Genomic DNA, 15,077 nt, shown 5'->3' on the forward strand with positions numbered 1-15,077 from the left:
CGCCTATTGGAGAACCAGGTCGGCCTGCAGGGCGCCGGCCGACTTGATGCCTTGCAGGATGGCAATGATGCCGTCGGGCTTCACGCCGAGGCGGTTGAGACCGGAAACAAGGGTTTGCAGGTCGGGGCCGTCGAGCACGGCGACGCGTGCGTCGGGCCGGCTGGCGTCGATGGCGGTAAACGGCTCGACGGCGGTTTCGCCCTTGGAGAAGGGTTCGGGCTGCACGACGCGTGGCGCTTCGGTGATGCGCACCGTCAGCGTGCCGTGGCTGATGGCCACGCGCGAGATCTTGACGTCGTTGCCGATGACTATGGTGCCGGTGCGCTCATCGATGACGACGCGGGCCGGCGTATCGGATTCGACCACGAGGTTCTCGATCTCAGCGTAGAAGCGGGCCGCCGAGACGCTTTTCGGCCGTCTGATCTGCACGGTGCGGGAATCGCGCTCGGCCGCCACGCGCATGCCGAAGCGCTGGCTGGTGTAGTCATTGATCGCGTCGGCGATGCGAATGGCGGTCGAGAAATCGGGATTGCGCAGCTGCAGCGTCAGTATCGGCTGGTCATCGAACTCGGCCTTCACGGCACGCTCGATGATGGCGCCGTTCGGCACGCGGCCCGCGGTCGGGACGCCTTGCGTCAACTGCTCGGCCTGACCCTGGGCGGTGAAGCCCGAAACGATGACCGCGCCCTGGCCGACGGCATAGATCTCACCGTCCGCCGCCTTCAGCGGCGTCATGATCAGCGTGCCGCCGGCGAGCGAGGTGGCGTCGCCCATCGAGGAGACGTCGATGTCGATGCGCGCGCCCGACTGTACGTAGGGCGGCATGTTGGCGGTGACGATGACGGCGGCGACGTTCTTGGCGCGCGCTCTGCCGCCTTCGGTGGCGATGCCGAGATTCTCCAGCATGGCGCGGATCGACTGTTCGGTGAACGGCGAGTTGCGCAAGCTGTCGCCCGATCCGGCGAGGCCGATGACCAGGCCGTAGCCGACGAGCTGGTTGTCGCGCGAACTCTGCAGCTGCGCGATGTCCTTGATGCGCGAGGCGACCTGGCCCGGCGGCAGCGAGCTTGGCCCGGGCGAGACGCGGAACATGCGCGTGGTGGTGGCCGGATCATATTCAGGATCGTCATAGACGCCGCCATTCCTGGCGGCGAGTTCGCGCTTGGCCTTGGGCGTGAGGCCGTCGGCCAAGGCAGGCTGCAGGCCGAGCGCGGCTGCAAGCAGAAGAGCAAGCGGACGCATCATGAAGCGCTGACCTGGATGGTTCCGTCGGCCATCACCGTGCCGGAGAGAATCTTGCCGCTGTCGCTGTTGCGAACCTTGATGAGATCGCCGGCCGAGCCCGGCTGCAAGGTCACGGCGGTGGCCGATATCGTCAGTCCGCCGGCGATGAAGAAGACCTGCACGGCTGCGCCCTGCTCGACCAGCCAGGCGTCGCGAATGGCGGCGGCGGGGATGTAGCGGCCGGGCAGCAGCGTGCGCTTGGCGATCTTGCCCTGGAGTTCCTCGGCAAGGGTCGCCACCGCGTCGGGCTTGTGCTTGCCGGGGATGAGGGTCACCTGCTTGAGGGCCGCGAGCTCGATGGTCTCGCCGGGATAAATGACCCGGTTTGGGATCAGCACGACCTCGCCGGCAGGCTGGCTGCTGGCGATCTGCGTTGCCGACCGGTTGGCCGCGTCCTGCGCGAAAGCCGGCATGCCGCCGGTCACCAGCGCAAGGACGAGCGCGGTGCGGCGGAACGCGGAGCAGGAGACCGGACCGGCCATTGTCGTTACCTGATGTTCTTGGAGACGACCGAGGCCATGTCGTCGGCGGCCTGGATGACCTTGGAATTCATCTCATAAGCGCGCTGCGCCGAGATCAGTTCGGTAATTTCCTTGACCGGGTCGACGTTGGAGGCCTCGAGATAGCCTTGCTGGATGGTGGCGAAGCCGGGATCGCCGGGCACGCCGGCATTGGCCGGGCCAGAGGCGGTCGTTTCCTGGAACAGATTGTCGCCGAGCGGCGCCAGTCCCGCTTCGTTGGCGAAGTTGACGATCTGGAGCTGGCCGAGATTCTGCAGGTCGGTCTGGCCATCGATGCGGGCGAAGACCTGGCCCGTCTTGTTGACGATGACCTCGACGGCGTCGACCGGGACGTTGATCGCTGGAATGACGCTGGCGCCGTCCACCGTCACCAGCTGGCCTGTGGCGTTGGTGTTGAAGGCGCCGGCGCGGGTGTAGAGCGTGCCGCCATCGGCGCCTTCGATCTGGAACCAGCCCCTGCCGGTGAGCGCCATGTCGAAACTGTTGCCGGTGCTGGTCAGTTCACCCTGGGTGTGGACGTTGCGCACGGCGGTGGTCTTGACGCCGAGGCCGATCGAGACGCCCTCCGGCACCAGCGAGGCGTTGGAGCGGTTGGGCACGCCTTGCGTGCGGTCGACCTGGTAGAGCAGGTCGGAGAATTCGGCCCGCGCCCGCTTGTAGCCGGTGGTGTTGATGTTGGCGATATTGTTGGCGATGACTTCCAGATTGGTCTGCTGGGCGTTCATGCCGGTGGCGGCGATGGCGAGTGCTTTCATGGCCGAACTCCTCAGATGCCCATGCGGCTGACTTCGAGATAGGCCGAGACGACCTTGTCGCGGATGGCGACGGCGGTCTGCAGCGCCTGCTGGGCGCTCATCACGGCATCGACGACCTGGCGGGTGTCGGCGTCGCCCTTGAGCGCCTGGACCGAGACCTGCTCGGCGTTCTGCAGCGTGTTGACGGTCTTTGTGGCCGCCTGGCTCAGCGCCTCGGCGAAGGAGGTGCCGAGGTTGCCTGCGGTCGCGGGCGCAACGCCGCCCTGAAGCAGCTCAGTCGCCGTGTCGCCAAGTCCAGGCTTCAGGTTTAGCGCGCCGATGCCGTTCACGATCATTGGTTCCTCATCAGGTCGATGGTCATTGAAATGAGATCGCGCGCCTGCTTCACGACTTGCAGGTTGGCCTCGTAGGAGCGGTTGGCCTCGGTCATGTCGGCCATTTCGATCAGCACGTTGACGTTGGGCATCTTGACGTAGCCCTTGTCGTCGGCGGCCTCGTTGCCGGGCTGGAATTCCACGGGAAAATCGCTGGGATCGCGGTCGATCGAGTTCACTTCGACCGTTGAGCTGCCAGTGGTCCGGTCGAGCTCCGAGACGAAGCTGATGGTCTTGCGGCGATAGGGGCCGGAGCCGGGGGTGGTGCCGGTCGACTGGGCATTGGCGAGGTTTTCGGAAACCACGCGCAGCCGCTCCGACTGGGCGCCGAGGCCGGAGGCTGCTACTTTGAGGGCTGCTGTGAGCGCGTCCATGGTCAGCTCTTCACCGCCATCATCATCATCGAATGGAATGCCTTGACGATTGCCGTGTTGAGCTCGAAGGAGCGGCGCACCTCACCGGCCTTGAGAAGCTGGTCCTCGAGCACGACGGTGTTTTTGGACGGCATGACGACGCCGTCGTCTTCCTGTGGCTTGATCGCGAAACCGGCATTGGTCGCGGCGCTGCCGAGATGTCCGGCCTGTGTCGTCTGCAACGACACCGCCGCGCGGTCGAGCACCTTTTCGAACGGCTCGACATCGTTTGCCGTATAGCCCGGCGTGTTGGCGTTGGCGATGTTGCCGGCGACCGCCGACTGACGCACGGCCAGCCATTGCGCCTGCTTGGCGGCGAGATCGAAAAGAGAAACGGGCTCCATGGGAATCTCCGGGCGTGTGCCCAAAGACTAGGCCGCCAGTCTTGCGCGGACCTTGCGGGCGGACGCAACCGGCAAGCGCGGCGAACTTATCTGGAAAGCTCGATCACCTGGTTGGCGCTGGTGACCATCACCCATTTGCCGTTGCGTTGCTCGATCGACGACACCTTGTTGGAATCCGGCAGTATCGAGCCGCGCTGGACCATCCACAGCCCGGTGTCGTCCTCGATCATGGCGCGGCCATTGGCGACGTGGACCATGCGGAATTTGGTGACGTCGGCCGGAAAGGGCTGGTCATCTGGTGCCGGGGCGGCGCTGGGATCGTCCTGCACGGTTCCGGTGGCAAGCAGGTCGATATTGGCATTCGGAACGTCCTTGGCCGTCAGCGGCGCGCTGCGCTCGGCAACCACGCCGCCGCCCTCGCGTCCAGAATTGGTGCCGGTGCCGCCGAACTTGATTGCCTGGACGCCGAACTGTTCCTGATTGAAGAAGATATACCAGGGGAACAGCGCGCAGATCAGGCCGAGCGTGATGCCGAGCGCGGCGATGACGAAATCGCTGCGCCGGCCGGCCTTCTTGCCCAGCCTGGGAAACGCGGTCTTGGGCGGCTGCGGCCATTGCGGGGCGGCGAAGAGCCCGTCGATGGCCGAGTTGCGGCTGGCTTCGATCTCTTCTTCGGCTTTCGCCTCGGCGATCATTTCGCGCAGGATACGCTCGGTATGCTGGAGCTCAGTCCCCTTGTTCGGCATTCTGCTTTCCCTTGAGATGGCGGGCGAGATCGGAGAACGGATCAGCGGACGGGCGGTCCTTCGGCGATTGCATCAGCGCCTCGTAGATCAGGGGTACCTGGCGCACCGCCATATCGAGTTCCACGTCGGCGCCGCCCTGGTAGGCGCCGAGCAGGCGGATGTCGCGCGTGTCCTCGAAGCGGGAGATCATCGACTTCAGCCGCGTCACCAGCGCGCGCTGCTCGACGCTCCAGGCCTTGCCGGCCAGGCGTGATATGGACGACAGCGGATTGACCGGCGGATAGCGGCCCTGTTCGGCGATCGCGCGGTCGAGCACGACATGGCCGTCAAGGATGCCGCGCACGGAATCGGCCACCGGATCGTTGTGGTCGTCGCCGTCGACCAGCACGGAAATGATCGCGGTGATCGATCCTTTCCCTTCCACTCCCGGCCCGGCGCGTTCGAGCAGCTTCGGCAGCTCGGTGAAAACCGAAGCCGGATAGCCGCGCGCGACCGGCGGCTCACCCGTTCCCGTCGCCACTTCGCGCAGGGCGTGGGCAAAGCGGGTGATCGAATCCAGCACCAGAAGCACGCGGTGGCCCTGGTCGCGAAAATGTTCGGCGACACGCATCGCGGTGTCCGGCGCCCGCCGGCGCATCATGGCGCTTTCGTCGCTGGTGGCGACGACGGCTACGGTCTTGGCCATGCTGTCGCCGATCGTGTCCTCGAGGAATTCGCGGACCTCGCGGCCGCGTTCGCCGATCAGCGCCACGACCACGGTGTCGAAGGCGTCTGCGCCGGCGAGCATGGCCAGCAGCGTCGACTTGCCGACACCGGAACCGGCAAAGACGCCCATGCGCTGGCCGAAACAGAGCGGCGTGAAAATGTCGATGATCTTGACCCCGGTCATGAAGGCGGTGCCGACGCGCTGGCGCGCCATGGCGCCGGGCGTGGCGGCCCCGGACATGCCGTCGCCCCTGATCAATGGCGGGCCACCGTCGATCGCCCGGGTGAGCGCGTCGATCGTGCGGCCGCGCCACGAGGCATGCGGCGCCACGGCGAGCGGACCGCGACGGAAAACGGCGTCGCCTATGCCGGCATCGGCACTGCGTTCGAAGGGGGCCACGACAATCTCGTCGCGGCTGATCTTGACGATCTCGCCGCGGCGCGTGCCGGCATGGCCGCGCTGTTCGACAAGATCGCCCAGCCTGGCGAAATCCGAAAGGCCGCGCACCTTGTAATGCGTCGATGTGACTTCGGTGACGAGGCCGCCGCGTTTGAGCAGTCCCTCGGCATCGCTGAAGCGCCGCCATATCCGCTCCAGCGCGGCAAGCCGGTCTTCCGGCGTTGGCTGGGGCAGTCTTTCGGGTGCGCGCAGGGTTGGCTGGTCGAGCGACATGCTACTTCGAGCCGAGCGTCTTGATCGCCTCGTCGGTGGAGGAGTCAGTCTGCCGCATCAGGGCGGCGGTGTTCTCGAAAGCGCGCTGGACCATGATCAGCCGCGTCATCTCCAGCACCGGATTGACGTTGGATTCCTCGACAAAGCCCTGGGCGACGCCGATATCGGCTCGATCGGTCACCGGCTCGGGCGTGCGCGCCGGCACGATGCCGGAATTGCCGTAGCGCACGAAATTCTCACCCGGATCGAAATTGTACAGGCCGATGGAGCCTACCAGCTGATCGTTCTGGCGCAACGATCCGTCGGCTCCGGCCTTGGGCGGGCCGTTGCGGGGGTCGAGCTGGATCGGTGCGCCGCCGGCGTCGAGCACGGGATGGCCCTCGACCGACATCAGCTCGCCATTCTCGTTCATCGAGAAGCGGCCATCGCGGGTCATGACGGTGCCGACCGGCGTCTCGATGGCGAACCAGGCGTCGCCCTGTATGGCGAAATCGAACGGATTGCCGGTCTCGGTCAGGGAGCCATGGGCGCCGGAAAGGTAGGTCTTGCCCGAGGAGGCGAAGGACACGGATTTCGGCCCGGTGCCGGACACCACGTCCTCGAACTTCACGCCGGTGGCGCGAAAGCCGACGGTCGAGGCGTTGGCGACATTGTCGGCGATCGTGTCGAGCCGACGCTCGAGCGCGATCTGCGAGGAAAGGGCGACGTAGAGACTGTCCCGCATGGTCAGAACTTCAACTTCTGCATGGCCATCATCAGGTCGGTGGAGATCCCCGCCGTGACCGGCTTGGCGAAGAGCACGCTGATCGACGACACGGCTGAAGAGGTCGGGTGGTTGATCTCGTACATGGAGGTGAAGCGGGTCAGGAACTTGCCGAGCTTTTCGGGGTCGGAGAAATCAGAAATGTCGAGCTTCTGCTCGAACAGCTGCGCCTGCTTGTCGACGTCGGCGGTGGCGAAGGAATCGGGCAAGCCGAGCACTGTGCGCACCACGCTGGCAAGAGCGGTGTCGGCGAGCACATCGTACCAGCTAGTGATATCAGGCGCCTTGCGCTGGAAATAGAGCGCCAGCCGTACGCCCTCGTTGGTTTGGCCGGCATCCTCCTCCAGCGTCTGGCGCATGTATTTGTCGACGGTCGGCTGCTGTGCCGGATTGGTCGTGGTGGCCGCTTCGCCGTATTGTTCGAAGTTGAAGGCGGAGGCGAGCCCGGCATAGGCTTTGTTGGTCATCTTGTTGGCGACGCTGTCGGGGTCGCGGACGCCACCGGCCAGAACGCTGCGGATGAGATCCTTCCTCTCTGTCGCCGGATCGAGCGCGTAGGCCGAGAGGGCATAATTGTACAAGCGGCTGTTGGCCATCAGATCGTCGATGGATTTCACGTTCGTGATGTTGGCCAGATAATATGCGGTCTCCGACTTGATGTAGTCCGCATTTGGCTTGATCAGGCCAAGCGCCGACCCTGTCGTGTAGATTTTCGGCGTATCTTTCAGCACTGCGTCGCGCGTGGTCGTCTGATCGCCATATTGGGCAAAATCGAAGGCCGTGACGAAGTTGGCGTATCGTTTATCGGTCAGCTTGTTTGCAGGGCTGTTGGGATCGCTCACGCCGCCCTCGAGCATGGCGCGGATCTGCCGCGGGGTTTCGGTTGACGCATCCAGTCCATAGGACGCCATGGCGAATGTAAGCAGGCGCTTGTCCGCCATGAGGTCGTCAATCGACTTCACCTTGGAAACGTTTGCCGCGTAGTAGTCGGCCTCGCCCTTGACGTACTGCGCGCTCGGCTTGACCAACGTCAGCCCGGCTCCGGCCATGTAGCCCTTAGGCACCGCCTGCTGGACGTTGTCGCGCGTGGTCGTCTGATCGCCATACTGGGCGAAGTCGAACGTCGAGACGAAGTTGGCGTAACTCTTGTCGGTCAGCTTGTTGGCGGGACTGTTGGGATCGCTGACGCCACCTTCGAGCATCGCCCTGACCGTTGCGGCCGGTTCGGTTTCGGCGTCGAGCCCGAATGCGGCCATCGCGTATGTCAGCAGGCGGCTGTCGCCCATCAGGTCGTCGATCGACTTAACCTTGGAGATGTTGGTGACATAATAGGCGGTTTCGCTCTGATAGTAAGAGAAGCCCGCCTGCGAGGCGCCGATCTGGACTTGCAGCGCATAGTTGCCGGTCACCAGCTGCTGCGCCTTGTTGTAAACGGTGGTATTGGCGCCGTTGGCTGCGAAGTTGAAGGCGCTGACAAATTCGGCGTAGCGCTTGTCGGTCAGCTTGTTGGCGAAACTGTCGGGGTCGGAAACGCCTTCCTTGAGCGCCTTGACCATGAACGCCTTGGCGTAAGCCATGTCTTCCAGGCCGTAGGCCTTCATGGCATATTTGAACAAACGGTCATTGTTGACGAAATCGTCGATCGATTTCACCTTGGTGATGTTGTCCAGATAATATTTGGTGTCGCGATCGACCGTCGGCTGCTTTTCGATGCGGTCGATCGACTTGTCGATGTCCCTGGTGATCAACTGGTAGCTGGTATAGGTACTGAGCAAGGACGCGCCTCCGGCCGAAGCTATGCCAGCACAATAGACTCACTTCCTTGCGCGAAACTGAATCGCGCCAATCGGCTCGATGCCGCTCCGATTCAAGCCTCACACAAGGCACGGGGACTATTCCTTGCAGCTGACTTGAAATGCGGAAGGACCTCTCGTGGGCATTCTGATTGGACTGGTGGTGACGCTCGGCTGCGTCCTTGGCGGCTTCATGGCCATGGGCGGGCATCTGCATGTGCTGATGCAGCCCTGGGAAGCGGTGGTTATCTGCGGCGCCGCACTCGGCACCTTCCTCGTCGCCAATCCGATGAAAACGGTCAAGGACACCGGCAGGGGCATCCTCGAAGCCTTCAAGCAGGCCGTGCCGAAGGAGCAGGATTATCTGGAAACGCTCGGCGTGCTGCACAGCCTGATGCGTGAACTGCGTTCGAAGTCGCGCAGCGAGGTCGAGGCCCATATCGACAATCCCGAGGAATCGGCGATCTTCCAGGCATTCCCCACCGTGCTGAAGAACCACGACCTGACGCATTTCATCTGCGACTATTGCCGGATCATCATCATCGGCAACGCCCGTTCGCACGAGATCGAGGCGCTGATGGATGAGGAAATCCAGACCATCAAGTCCGACAAGATGAAAGCCTACCACGCGCTGGTGGCGGTCGGCGACGGCCTGCCGGCGCTCGGCATCGTCGCCGCCGTGCTCGGCGTGGTCAAGGCGATGGGCGCGCTCGACCAGTCGCCGGAAATCCTTGGCGGCCTGATCGGCGCCGCCCTCGTCGGTACCTTCCTCGGCATCTTCCTGTCTTACGCGGTGGTCGGGCCCGTCGCCACCAAGATCAAGACGGTGCGCGAGAAGAAGAACCGCCTCTACATTATCGTCAAGCAGACGTTGCTCGCCTATATGAACGGCGCCCTGCCGCAGGTGGCGATCGAGTTCGGCCGCAAGACCATATCGTCCTATGAGCGGCCGACCATCGACGCCGTCGAGCAGAGCACGATGAACACCGGCTCCGCCGAGAAAAGGGCCGCCTGAGCGATGCGCGACAGATCGGTGCCGACATTGTCATGACCAGTCCCGGCAGTCCCTCACAAGCGCGCTCGCTGATCATCGAGCGCCTGGTCGGCGACAGCGGCGAGGCCGCCCAGGTCATCGGCACCGGCCGGGGCATGGCAGAGCGCGCTGCGCCGCTGCTGCAGAAGAGCCTGACCAGTGAGCTTGGAGTTCCGGTCACCGTCGATCTCAGGGGCGTCGAGGTCAGCCGCGTCGCGGAGGCCCGCTCCCGTGCCGGCGATACGTTTGCCATGACCATCGTTGCGTCAGCCACGTCCTCCGATGCCATGACCCTGGTGATCGATGCGCCGGCGATCGCGGTCACGCTTTGCACGCTGTTCGGCGGCGACCCGGAGATGCCGGCATCGCCGATAGAGCGTGATCTGTCGCAGATCGAGGTCGATGTTTCGACCATGGTGTTCCAGCAGGTCGCGCAGGCACTGAACGGATCGGGGCGACGGTCGCTCGACCTGCGCCTGCCAGTGCCGCGGGCGATGTCGGGCACCGAAGCCAAACGACACGTGTTGCGCGATGGCGCTGCAATCCGCATCGTCTTTGGCATCTCGACGCCGGCCGACAGCGGCACCGTCACGGTTACGATGCCGCAGCGTGTCGTGCTGGCCAGCCGGGACAGCGCTGCCGCCGGCGGGGAGAACGATCAGGGCGCCAGCTGGCGCGCGCGCTTTTCGGAAGAAGTGATGCGCTCCACGGTGGCGCTCGAGGCGACCATGCCGCTGGCCCGACTGACGCTCGGCGATCTTGCCGATTTCGAAATTGGCCAGATCATCGAATTCGAAGAAACGGCGCAATCGCAAGCGCGTCTCGGCGCGCGCGGCAAGACGCTGTTCGTATGCGAGTTCGGCAAGCTGGGACAGAATTACACCGTCCGGATCAAGCATCCCTATGATGCCGGACAGGATTTTATCGACGGGCTCATGCCGGCTGGTGCCGGGCACGCCTGAGCTTTTGGAGACGATGCATGGCCAAGACCAAGGCAGAAGCCGAAATCGACCAGCCGGACGAGCAGCTCGACCGCGCCATCGAGGAATTGCGCGGGGTTCTGCATGAAGAGGAACAGCGCCCCGATATTGCGTTCAAGGCCGCGTCCGCTGCCAATTCGAGCGTCATCATGAACATCCCAGTCGACGTCCAGATCATCCTCGGCAGCACCGAGATGCCGGTGTCCGACCTGATGGCGCTGCAGAAGGGCTCCACGGTGGCGCTCAACCGCCGCATCGGCGAACCGGTCGACGTGGTGGTCAACGGCCGCAGAATAGCGCGCGGCGAGATCACCGTGCTCGAAAGCGACCCGTCGCGCTTCGGCATCAGGCTGACCGAAATCATCGCCGGCACGAAGGGCGCGTGAAGATGCGTCGCGGGTCTTGCCGGCGGCAGCGGGAGCGAAAGGCATGACGACGTCCCTTTCCCTGACGCGTCCGCAGAAGGCGGCCGCCATACTGGTGGCGATGGGCAAGCCGTCGGCCAGCCGCCTCTTGAAATTCTTCAAGCAGGAAGAATTGAAGGCGCTCATCGAGGGCGCCCGGCTGCTCAGGACCATTCCGCAAGGCGATCTCGAGCGCATCGTCGCCGAGTTCGAGGCGGAGTTCACCGAAGGGGCGGGACTGCTCGATTCCGCCGACAGGATGGACACCATCCTCAATGAATCGCTGTCACCCGAAGAGATGAGCGCGATCATGGGTGACAAGAAATTCGAGGTTGCGCCGGAAGGTCCGCCGCCGATCTGGCCCGAGCTCGAGAAGCTCGAGCCGGTGCGGCTTGGTACTTTCCTGGCCGGTGAACATCCGCAGACTGCGGCCATGGTGCTGTCGAAGCTGGCGCCGCAGGCGGCGGCGAGCGTGCTGTTGACGTTGAGCAAGCCGACGCGCGGCGAGATCATCAAGCGCATGGTGACGATGGCCAATGTTCCCGACGCCGCCAGCAGGATCGTCGAAAATCGGCTGCGCACCAGCGTGCTGGCGGAAACCGCGACCAAGGATACATCGGCCGGACAGGCGCGCGTCGCCAGCGTTCTCAACGAATTGGACAAGCCGCTGCTCGAGGAGGTCATGCAGGACCTGGAGGCCGCCGGCACGCCCGATCTCGACGGCGTCCGGGCTCGGCTGTTCTCCTTCGACGATTTGCCGCTGCTTACCCAGAAAGCGCGCGTGCTTCTATTCGACGGGCTGTCGACCGAACTGGTCACGCTGGCGCTGCGCGGCACTTCGGCGATCCTTGCCGAAGCGGCGCTGTCGGCGATCGGCGCGCGCTCGCGGCGCATGATCGAAGCCGAACTCGGACAAGGATCCGAAGGGGTTCCCCTCGCCGACATCATGGCGGCGCGCAAGACGATCGTGACGACGACAATCCGGCTGGCGCGCGAAGGCGCGTTCGAGCTTCCCGCGACCCAGAACGCCGCCGCCTAAGGCCGGATCATGGCAGAGGCGGTCGACAAGGATTCCAAAACCGAAGAAGCGACGGAAAAGAAGATCCGCGACACCATCGAACAGGGCAAGCTGCCCCATTCGAGGGAGACCGCGCTCCTGGCCTCCTTCGTCGCCATACTGGTGTTCACCGTCTTCTACGCCAAGGATGCCATTGTCGATCTCGGCATGTTCCTGTCGATGTTCCTGGAGAAGCCGGAAGCCTGGCCCATGGACACCGAGACCGACGTCATCGCGCTCTACAAGATCGTCATGCTGGAGGTGGGCCGTGCCATCCTCAGCCTGCTGGTGCTCCTGACCATCGCCGGCATCGGCGCCTCGGTGTTCCAGAACATGCCGCAATTCGTCGGCGAACGCATCAGGCCGCAGCTGTCGCGCATCTCGATCGTCAAGGGCTGGAACAGGCTGTTCGGGGTGCAGGGCTGGGTCGAGTTCCTGAAGGCGCTCGGCAAGGTGGGCTTCGCCATCGTCGTGCTCGCCTTCACGCTGTCCGAGGATCACCGCAAGCTGCTCGCCGGCATGATCACCAATCCCGTCGCCTTCGGCCTCGTCATCCGCGGCATCGCGGTCGACATACTGGTGGCGATCGTCTTCGTCATGGGCCTGATCGCGGCGATCGACATCGTTTGGTCGCGCTTCCACTGGAAGCAGGACCTGCGCATGAGCAAGCAGGAGGTCAAGGACGAGTTCAAGCAGTCCGAGGGTGACCCGATCGTTAAGTCGCGGCTGCGCTCGCTGGCGCGCGACCGCGCTCGCAAGCGGATGATGACGGCGGTGCCGCGCGCGACGTTGATCATCGCCAACCCGACGCACTTCTCGATCGCGCTGAAATATGTGCGCGACGAGGATTCGGCACCGTTGGTGCTGGCCAAGGGGCAGGATCTGGTGGCGCTCAAGATCCGCGAAATCGCGCGCGAGCACAACATCCCGATCTTCGAGGACGTGGCGCTCGCCCGCTCCATGTACAAGCAAGTTTCGGTCGATAGTGTGATCCCGTCGCAATTCTACCAGGCCGTCGCCGAACTGGTGCGGATCATCTACTCGAAAAAGGCTGAGCGCAGACAGATTTCATGAACCGCCAACCGCACGCCAACTCCCGCGAGATCATCGTCGCCAGCGCCATCGAGCAAGTCGTGGCGGAGCTCAGGCTGATCGATGTCGCCGATTATATCGCCTTCATCCGGCTGGAGCATTTCGCCTGCCTGTCGGACCTGGTCGATTCCGCGGCGGAGCTGTTCTTCAAGCCGGGCACGCTGAGGCTCGGCCATGGCGGCGAGGCTCATGTCGACTGGAGCGGTAGCCCGCGCATCGTGCTCGATCTCGAGCTTCGGCCGCCCGGCGTCACCGTCTATTTCCAGCTGACGCTGAGCGAAAAAGGCGCCTCGGTCGCGGTCAACTACGTGTCGTTCGAAAAGCCCGGCGAGGACCCCGAGCACAACACCGCCCTGCTCGAGGCGGTGGTCGAACAGGCTCGTATCCGCAAGGTCGAGCCGCTGGCGTTCTAACTATTCGATCAGGCCGAGCCGCAGCGCCTTGGCGACCGCCTGGTTGCGGTTGACGGCGTTGAGCTTCTGGGTCGACTGGGTGAGATACTGGTTGGCAGTATGCACCGACAGTTTCAGCAGCCGCGCTATCTCCTCGCTGGTATTGCCGTTGGCGGTCAGCTTCAGGCATTCGAGCTCGCGTTTGGAGATCGCGCGCGTCTTGCCGACATCGCCCGGCCGCATGCGGGCGACAGCGGCGAACAGCGAAAAGCAACGGGCGTGGATTTCATAGAGCGCGTCCTGCGGCAGGGCGATCTCCGAGCCGAGGAAGACGACGAGGCCGCACTGGCCGCGATCGGCGTGGACGGGAAAGGCGATGCCGCTGCTGCCGGGCGCCAGCGGCGCCATCTGCTCGGTCCAGGCAAGGCCGCCGAACATCTCGCTCATGGCCGCCACACCGTCATCCGTCCACCAGCGCGGTTCGGTCGAGATCCTGCTATGGCGCACGATCTCCTCGCCATTGGCGCCCGAGATGAACTTGGTCGCCACCGATATGCCGGGATAGTCGGAATCGAAGCACGGCACCAGCCGCGCCCGCTCGAGCGACGGGCTGACGAAGAACAGGCCGAAGGCCGAGGCATTGATGTCGACGGCGATCCACCGGCAGCGCCGCACAGCATCGGGAATGGTCACGGCGTGATGCGTTTCGGAGCCGAGCGAGAAGGCACCGAACGGATTGCGCTGGTCGTTGAAAAGGGCCTCGGCGGCCTGCTTGACGTCGGCCTGTTTCAAATGATGCCGCTCCTGATCGCCGTGGCGATGGCCATCGCGCGGTTGCTGGCCGCGAATTTCTGGATGGCGTGGGTGATGTAGCTGTTGACGGTGTTGGAGGACACGCCAAGGATGACGGCAACCTCGTCCGTGGTCTTGCCTTCCGAGACCCAGAACAGGCATTCGCGCTCGCGGTCCGACAGCGGATCCTGCATGGCGGCGGCGGCGATCAGTTGCGGAATATGCGAGAGCGCGTAGCAGCACTTCAGCTGCGCCTTCATCAGCGCCGGTTGGTCGATCCGACCGGCGGCTGCCGCCGAGAACAGCGCGAACAGGCGTTGGCGGCCGACATTCAGCCTGAGCGAATAGATTTCGGCATGGCCGAGCACGTCGAGCAGACGTGCCTCTTCGCCGGAGACCAGCCCCTCGGCCTGTGGTGCCTGCGCCGACACCAGCGGCCTTGGACGCATGCCCGGCGCGACGGTGAGCGCGCCCTGGGCAAGGCCAGCGATCAGCCGCTTGCCGATCAGTTCGATGGCGTCGAAAATCCAGTTGGACGAGACGATGCGCGCGTCGTTGCGGTCCTGATCGTGGACGATGGCGACCAGCATATAGCTGTCGGCACCGATCTCGGCGGTCAACTCCATGAAAAAGCTGGTGAGATCGCCGCGCGACGTCAGGCGCGAGCCCAATGTGTCGGATTGAAGAAGCGCGGCGGGACTGCTCATTTGCTGTTTTTGGCCGGAATCGATGCTGATGTCCGGATGCTGGAGAGCCAGCCGCCGAACCTGAAAACGCGTTACATTTACGAGACACACACAAGCGCGGGGTCGCGCCCGATCAGACGGAATCCATTCAGGGAACGCGAAGCCGTCCGCGTCTGGCGCCGGAATATTCCGGCACGTGAGACTTTGGGTGGTCGCCGCGCCCCCCGAGGACCGGCTGATTCGGGTCTAATCTACCCGTAGATGAATCTG

At 64.2% G+C, this 15,077-nt stretch carries 18 protein-coding genes; 6 read left to right on the top strand and 12 right to left on the bottom strand.

All coding sequences use genetic code 11. From position 1 onward, the window contains the following. Nucleotides 1-3 precede the first annotated feature (3 nt). From LB545_RS05620 to LB545_RS05665, 10 genes are all read right to left on the bottom strand, one after another. The gene (locus LB545_RS05620) at nucleotides 4-1,245 is read right to left on the bottom strand and encodes a flagellar basal body P-ring protein FlgI (RefSeq protein ID WP_140522322.1); all 1,242 of its coding nucleotides are present in this window, start codon (nucleotides 1,243-1,245) and stop codon (nucleotides 4-6) included. Next, nucleotides 1,242-1,766 carry a flagellar basal body P-ring formation chaperone FlgA gene (gene flgA, locus LB545_RS05625; protein WP_140496215.1) on the bottom strand — a complete coding sequence of 175 codons (525 nt, stop codon included), beginning with the start codon at nucleotides 1,764-1,766 and terminating at the stop codon, nucleotides 1,242-1,244. The genes LB545_RS05620 and flgA overlap by 4 nt, the downstream gene beginning before the upstream one ends. 5 nt (nucleotides 1,767-1,771) lie before the next feature. Then, nucleotides 1,772-2,560 carry a flagellar basal-body rod protein FlgG gene (gene flgG / locus LB545_RS05630; RefSeq protein ID WP_140513636.1) on the bottom strand — a complete coding sequence of 263 codons (789 nt, stop codon included), beginning with the start codon at nucleotides 2,558-2,560 and terminating at the stop codon, nucleotides 1,772-1,774. A gap of 11 nt (nucleotides 2,561-2,571) precedes the next feature. After that, nucleotides 2,572-2,895 carry a flagellar hook-basal body complex protein FliE gene (locus LB545_RS05635; protein ID WP_181168599.1) on the bottom strand — a complete coding sequence of 108 codons (324 nt, stop codon included), beginning with the start codon at nucleotides 2,893-2,895 and terminating at the stop codon, nucleotides 2,572-2,574. Next, nucleotides 2,892-3,308, bottom strand: coding sequence for a flagellar basal body rod protein FlgC (gene flgC / locus LB545_RS05640; protein ID WP_224704616.1), 417 nt, complete (start codon nucleotides 3,306-3,308; stop codon nucleotides 2,892-2,894). The genes LB545_RS05635 and flgC overlap by 4 nt, the downstream gene beginning before the upstream one ends. A 2-nt stretch (nucleotides 3,309-3,310) precedes the next feature. Beyond that, nucleotides 3,311-3,691 carry a flagellar basal body rod protein FlgB gene (flgB, locus tag LB545_RS05645; protein ID WP_140496212.1) on the bottom strand — a complete coding sequence of 127 codons (381 nt, stop codon included), beginning with the start codon at nucleotides 3,689-3,691 and terminating at the stop codon, nucleotides 3,311-3,313. Between the two features lie 86 nt (nucleotides 3,692-3,777). After that, the gene (locus LB545_RS05650) at nucleotides 3,778-4,437 is read right to left on the bottom strand and encodes a hypothetical protein (RefSeq protein WP_140522320.1); all 660 of its coding nucleotides are present in this window, start codon (nucleotides 4,435-4,437) and stop codon (nucleotides 3,778-3,780) included. Beyond that, nucleotides 4,418-5,815, bottom strand: a complete 1,398-nt coding sequence (gene fliI / locus LB545_RS05655; RefSeq protein WP_140513634.1) for a flagellar protein export ATPase FliI — start codon at nucleotides 5,813-5,815, stop codon at nucleotides 4,418-4,420. Before fliI ends, LB545_RS05650 begins: the two co-directional genes overlap by 20 nt. A gap of 1 nt (nucleotide 5,816) precedes the next feature. Further along, nucleotides 5,817-6,539 (bottom strand): flagellar basal-body rod protein FlgF, encoded by a 723-nt coding sequence (gene flgF, locus LB545_RS05660; protein WP_140513633.1) that lies wholly within the window; start codon nucleotides 6,537-6,539, stop codon nucleotides 5,817-5,819. 2 nt (nucleotides 6,540-6,541) lie between these two features. Then, entirely contained in the window at nucleotides 6,542-8,353 is a 1,812-nt protein-coding gene (locus LB545_RS05665) for a DUF1217 domain-containing protein (RefSeq protein ID WP_224704618.1), read from the bottom strand. 157 nt (nucleotides 8,354-8,510) lie between these two features. Between LB545_RS05665 and motA the strand changes: the two genes are divergently transcribed. Genes motA through LB545_RS05695 form a run of 6 tightly spaced genes read left to right on the top strand, consistent with a single transcriptional unit; the run spans nucleotide 8,511 to nucleotide 13,350 of the window. Continuing rightward, nucleotides 8,511-9,386, top strand: coding sequence for a flagellar motor stator protein MotA (gene motA / locus LB545_RS05670; protein WP_140496207.1), 876 nt, complete (start codon nucleotides 8,511-8,513; stop codon nucleotides 9,384-9,386). A 32-nt stretch (nucleotides 9,387-9,418) separates the two neighbouring features. After that, nucleotides 9,419-10,366 carry a FliM/FliN family flagellar motor switch protein gene (locus tag LB545_RS05675; RefSeq protein ID WP_140522317.1) on the top strand — a complete coding sequence of 316 codons (948 nt, stop codon included), beginning with the start codon at nucleotides 9,419-9,421 and terminating at the stop codon, nucleotides 10,364-10,366. A gap of 17 nt (nucleotides 10,367-10,383) precedes the next feature. Next, a complete protein-coding gene (gene fliN / locus LB545_RS05680; protein WP_140496205.1) occupies nucleotides 10,384-10,770 on the top strand; it encodes a flagellar motor switch protein FliN in 387 nt (128 codons plus the stop codon). 43 nt (nucleotides 10,771-10,813) lie between these two features. Beyond that, the gene (locus LB545_RS05685; protein ID WP_140513630.1) at nucleotides 10,814-11,827 is read left to right on the top strand and encodes a flagellar motor switch protein FliG; all 1,014 of its coding nucleotides are present in this window, start codon (nucleotides 10,814-10,816) and stop codon (nucleotides 11,825-11,827) included. Between the two features lie 9 nt (nucleotides 11,828-11,836). Next, the gene (gene flhB / locus LB545_RS05690; RefSeq protein WP_224704620.1) at nucleotides 11,837-12,919 is read left to right on the top strand and encodes a flagellar biosynthesis protein FlhB; all 1,083 of its coding nucleotides are present in this window, start codon (nucleotides 11,837-11,839) and stop codon (nucleotides 12,917-12,919) included. Next, on the top strand, nucleotides 12,916-13,350 hold the full coding sequence (locus tag LB545_RS05695) for a hypothetical protein (protein ID WP_140496202.1): 435 nt from the start codon (nucleotides 12,916-12,918) through the stop codon (nucleotides 13,348-13,350). Before flhB ends, LB545_RS05695 begins: the two co-directional genes overlap by 4 nt. Here the strand turns inward: LB545_RS05695 and LB545_RS05700 are convergent, their stop codons facing one another. Continuing rightward, on the bottom strand, nucleotides 13,351-14,121 hold the full coding sequence (locus LB545_RS05700) for a helix-turn-helix transcriptional regulator (RefSeq protein WP_140513628.1): 771 nt from the start codon (nucleotides 14,119-14,121) through the stop codon (nucleotides 13,351-13,353). It lies immediately after the preceding gene. After that, the gene (locus LB545_RS05705; protein WP_140496200.1) at nucleotides 14,118-14,828 is read right to left on the bottom strand and encodes a helix-turn-helix transcriptional regulator; all 711 of its coding nucleotides are present in this window, start codon (nucleotides 14,826-14,828) and stop codon (nucleotides 14,118-14,120) included. Before LB545_RS05705 ends, LB545_RS05700 begins: the two co-directional genes overlap by 4 nt. Between the last annotated feature and the right edge of the window lie 249 nt (nucleotides 14,829-15,077).

This window comes from Mesorhizobium sp. BR1-1-6 (genome assembly GCF_020165355.1).
Taxonomy (GTDB): Bacteria; Pseudomonadota; Alphaproteobacteria; order Rhizobiales; family Rhizobiaceae; genus Mesorhizobium.

What these genes read in the sequence shown, in the direction of transcription:
- LB545_RS05620 (WP_140522322.1), bottom strand. Translation starts at nt 1,245, where the DNA reads ATGATGCGTCCGCTTGCTCTTCTGCTTGCAGCCGCGCTCGGCCTGCAG.
- LB545_RS05705 (WP_140496200.1), bottom strand. Translation starts at nt 14,828, where the DNA reads ATGAGCAGTCCCGCCGCGCTTCTTCAATCCGACACATTGGGCTCGCGC.
- flgF (WP_140513633.1), bottom strand. Translation starts at nt 6,539, where the DNA reads ATGCGGGACAGTCTCTACGTCGCCCTTTCCTCGCAGATCGCGCTCGAG.
- flhB (WP_224704620.1), top strand. Translation starts at nt 11,837, where the DNA reads ATGGCAGAGGCGGTCGACAAGGATTCCAAAACCGAAGAAGCGACGGAA.
- fliN (WP_140496205.1), top strand. Translation starts at nt 10,384, where the DNA reads ATGGCCAAGACCAAGGCAGAAGCCGAAATCGACCAGCCGGACGAGCAG.
- flgG (WP_140513636.1), bottom strand. Translation starts at nt 2,560, where the DNA reads ATGAAAGCACTCGCCATCGCCGCCACCGGCATGAACGCCCAGCAGACC.
- LB545_RS05695 (WP_140496202.1), top strand. Translation starts at nt 12,916, where the DNA reads ATGAACCGCCAACCGCACGCCAACTCCCGCGAGATCATCGTCGCCAGC.
- flgC (WP_224704616.1), bottom strand. Translation starts at nt 3,308, where the DNA reads ATGGACGCGCTCACAGCAGCCCTCAAAGTAGCAGCCTCCGGCCTCGGC.
- LB545_RS05685 (WP_140513630.1), top strand. Translation starts at nt 10,814, where the DNA reads ATGACGACGTCCCTTTCCCTGACGCGTCCGCAGAAGGCGGCCGCCATA.
- LB545_RS05635 (WP_181168599.1), bottom strand. Translation starts at nt 2,895, where the DNA reads ATGATCGTGAACGGCATCGGCGCGCTAAACCTGAAGCCTGGACTTGGC.
- fliI (WP_140513634.1), bottom strand. Translation starts at nt 5,815, where the DNA reads ATGTCGCTCGACCAGCCAACCCTGCGCGCACCCGAAAGACTGCCCCAG.
- flgA (WP_140496215.1), bottom strand. Translation starts at nt 1,766, where the DNA reads ATGGCCGGTCCGGTCTCCTGCTCCGCGTTCCGCCGCACCGCGCTCGTC.
- LB545_RS05675 (WP_140522317.1), top strand. Translation starts at nt 9,419, where the DNA reads ATGACCAGTCCCGGCAGTCCCTCACAAGCGCGCTCGCTGATCATCGAG.
- LB545_RS05650 (WP_140522320.1), bottom strand. Translation starts at nt 4,437, where the DNA reads ATGCCGAACAAGGGGACTGAGCTCCAGCATACCGAGCGTATCCTGCGC.
- flgB (WP_140496212.1), bottom strand. Translation starts at nt 3,691, where the DNA reads ATGGAGCCCGTTTCTCTTTTCGATCTCGCCGCCAAGCAGGCGCAATGG.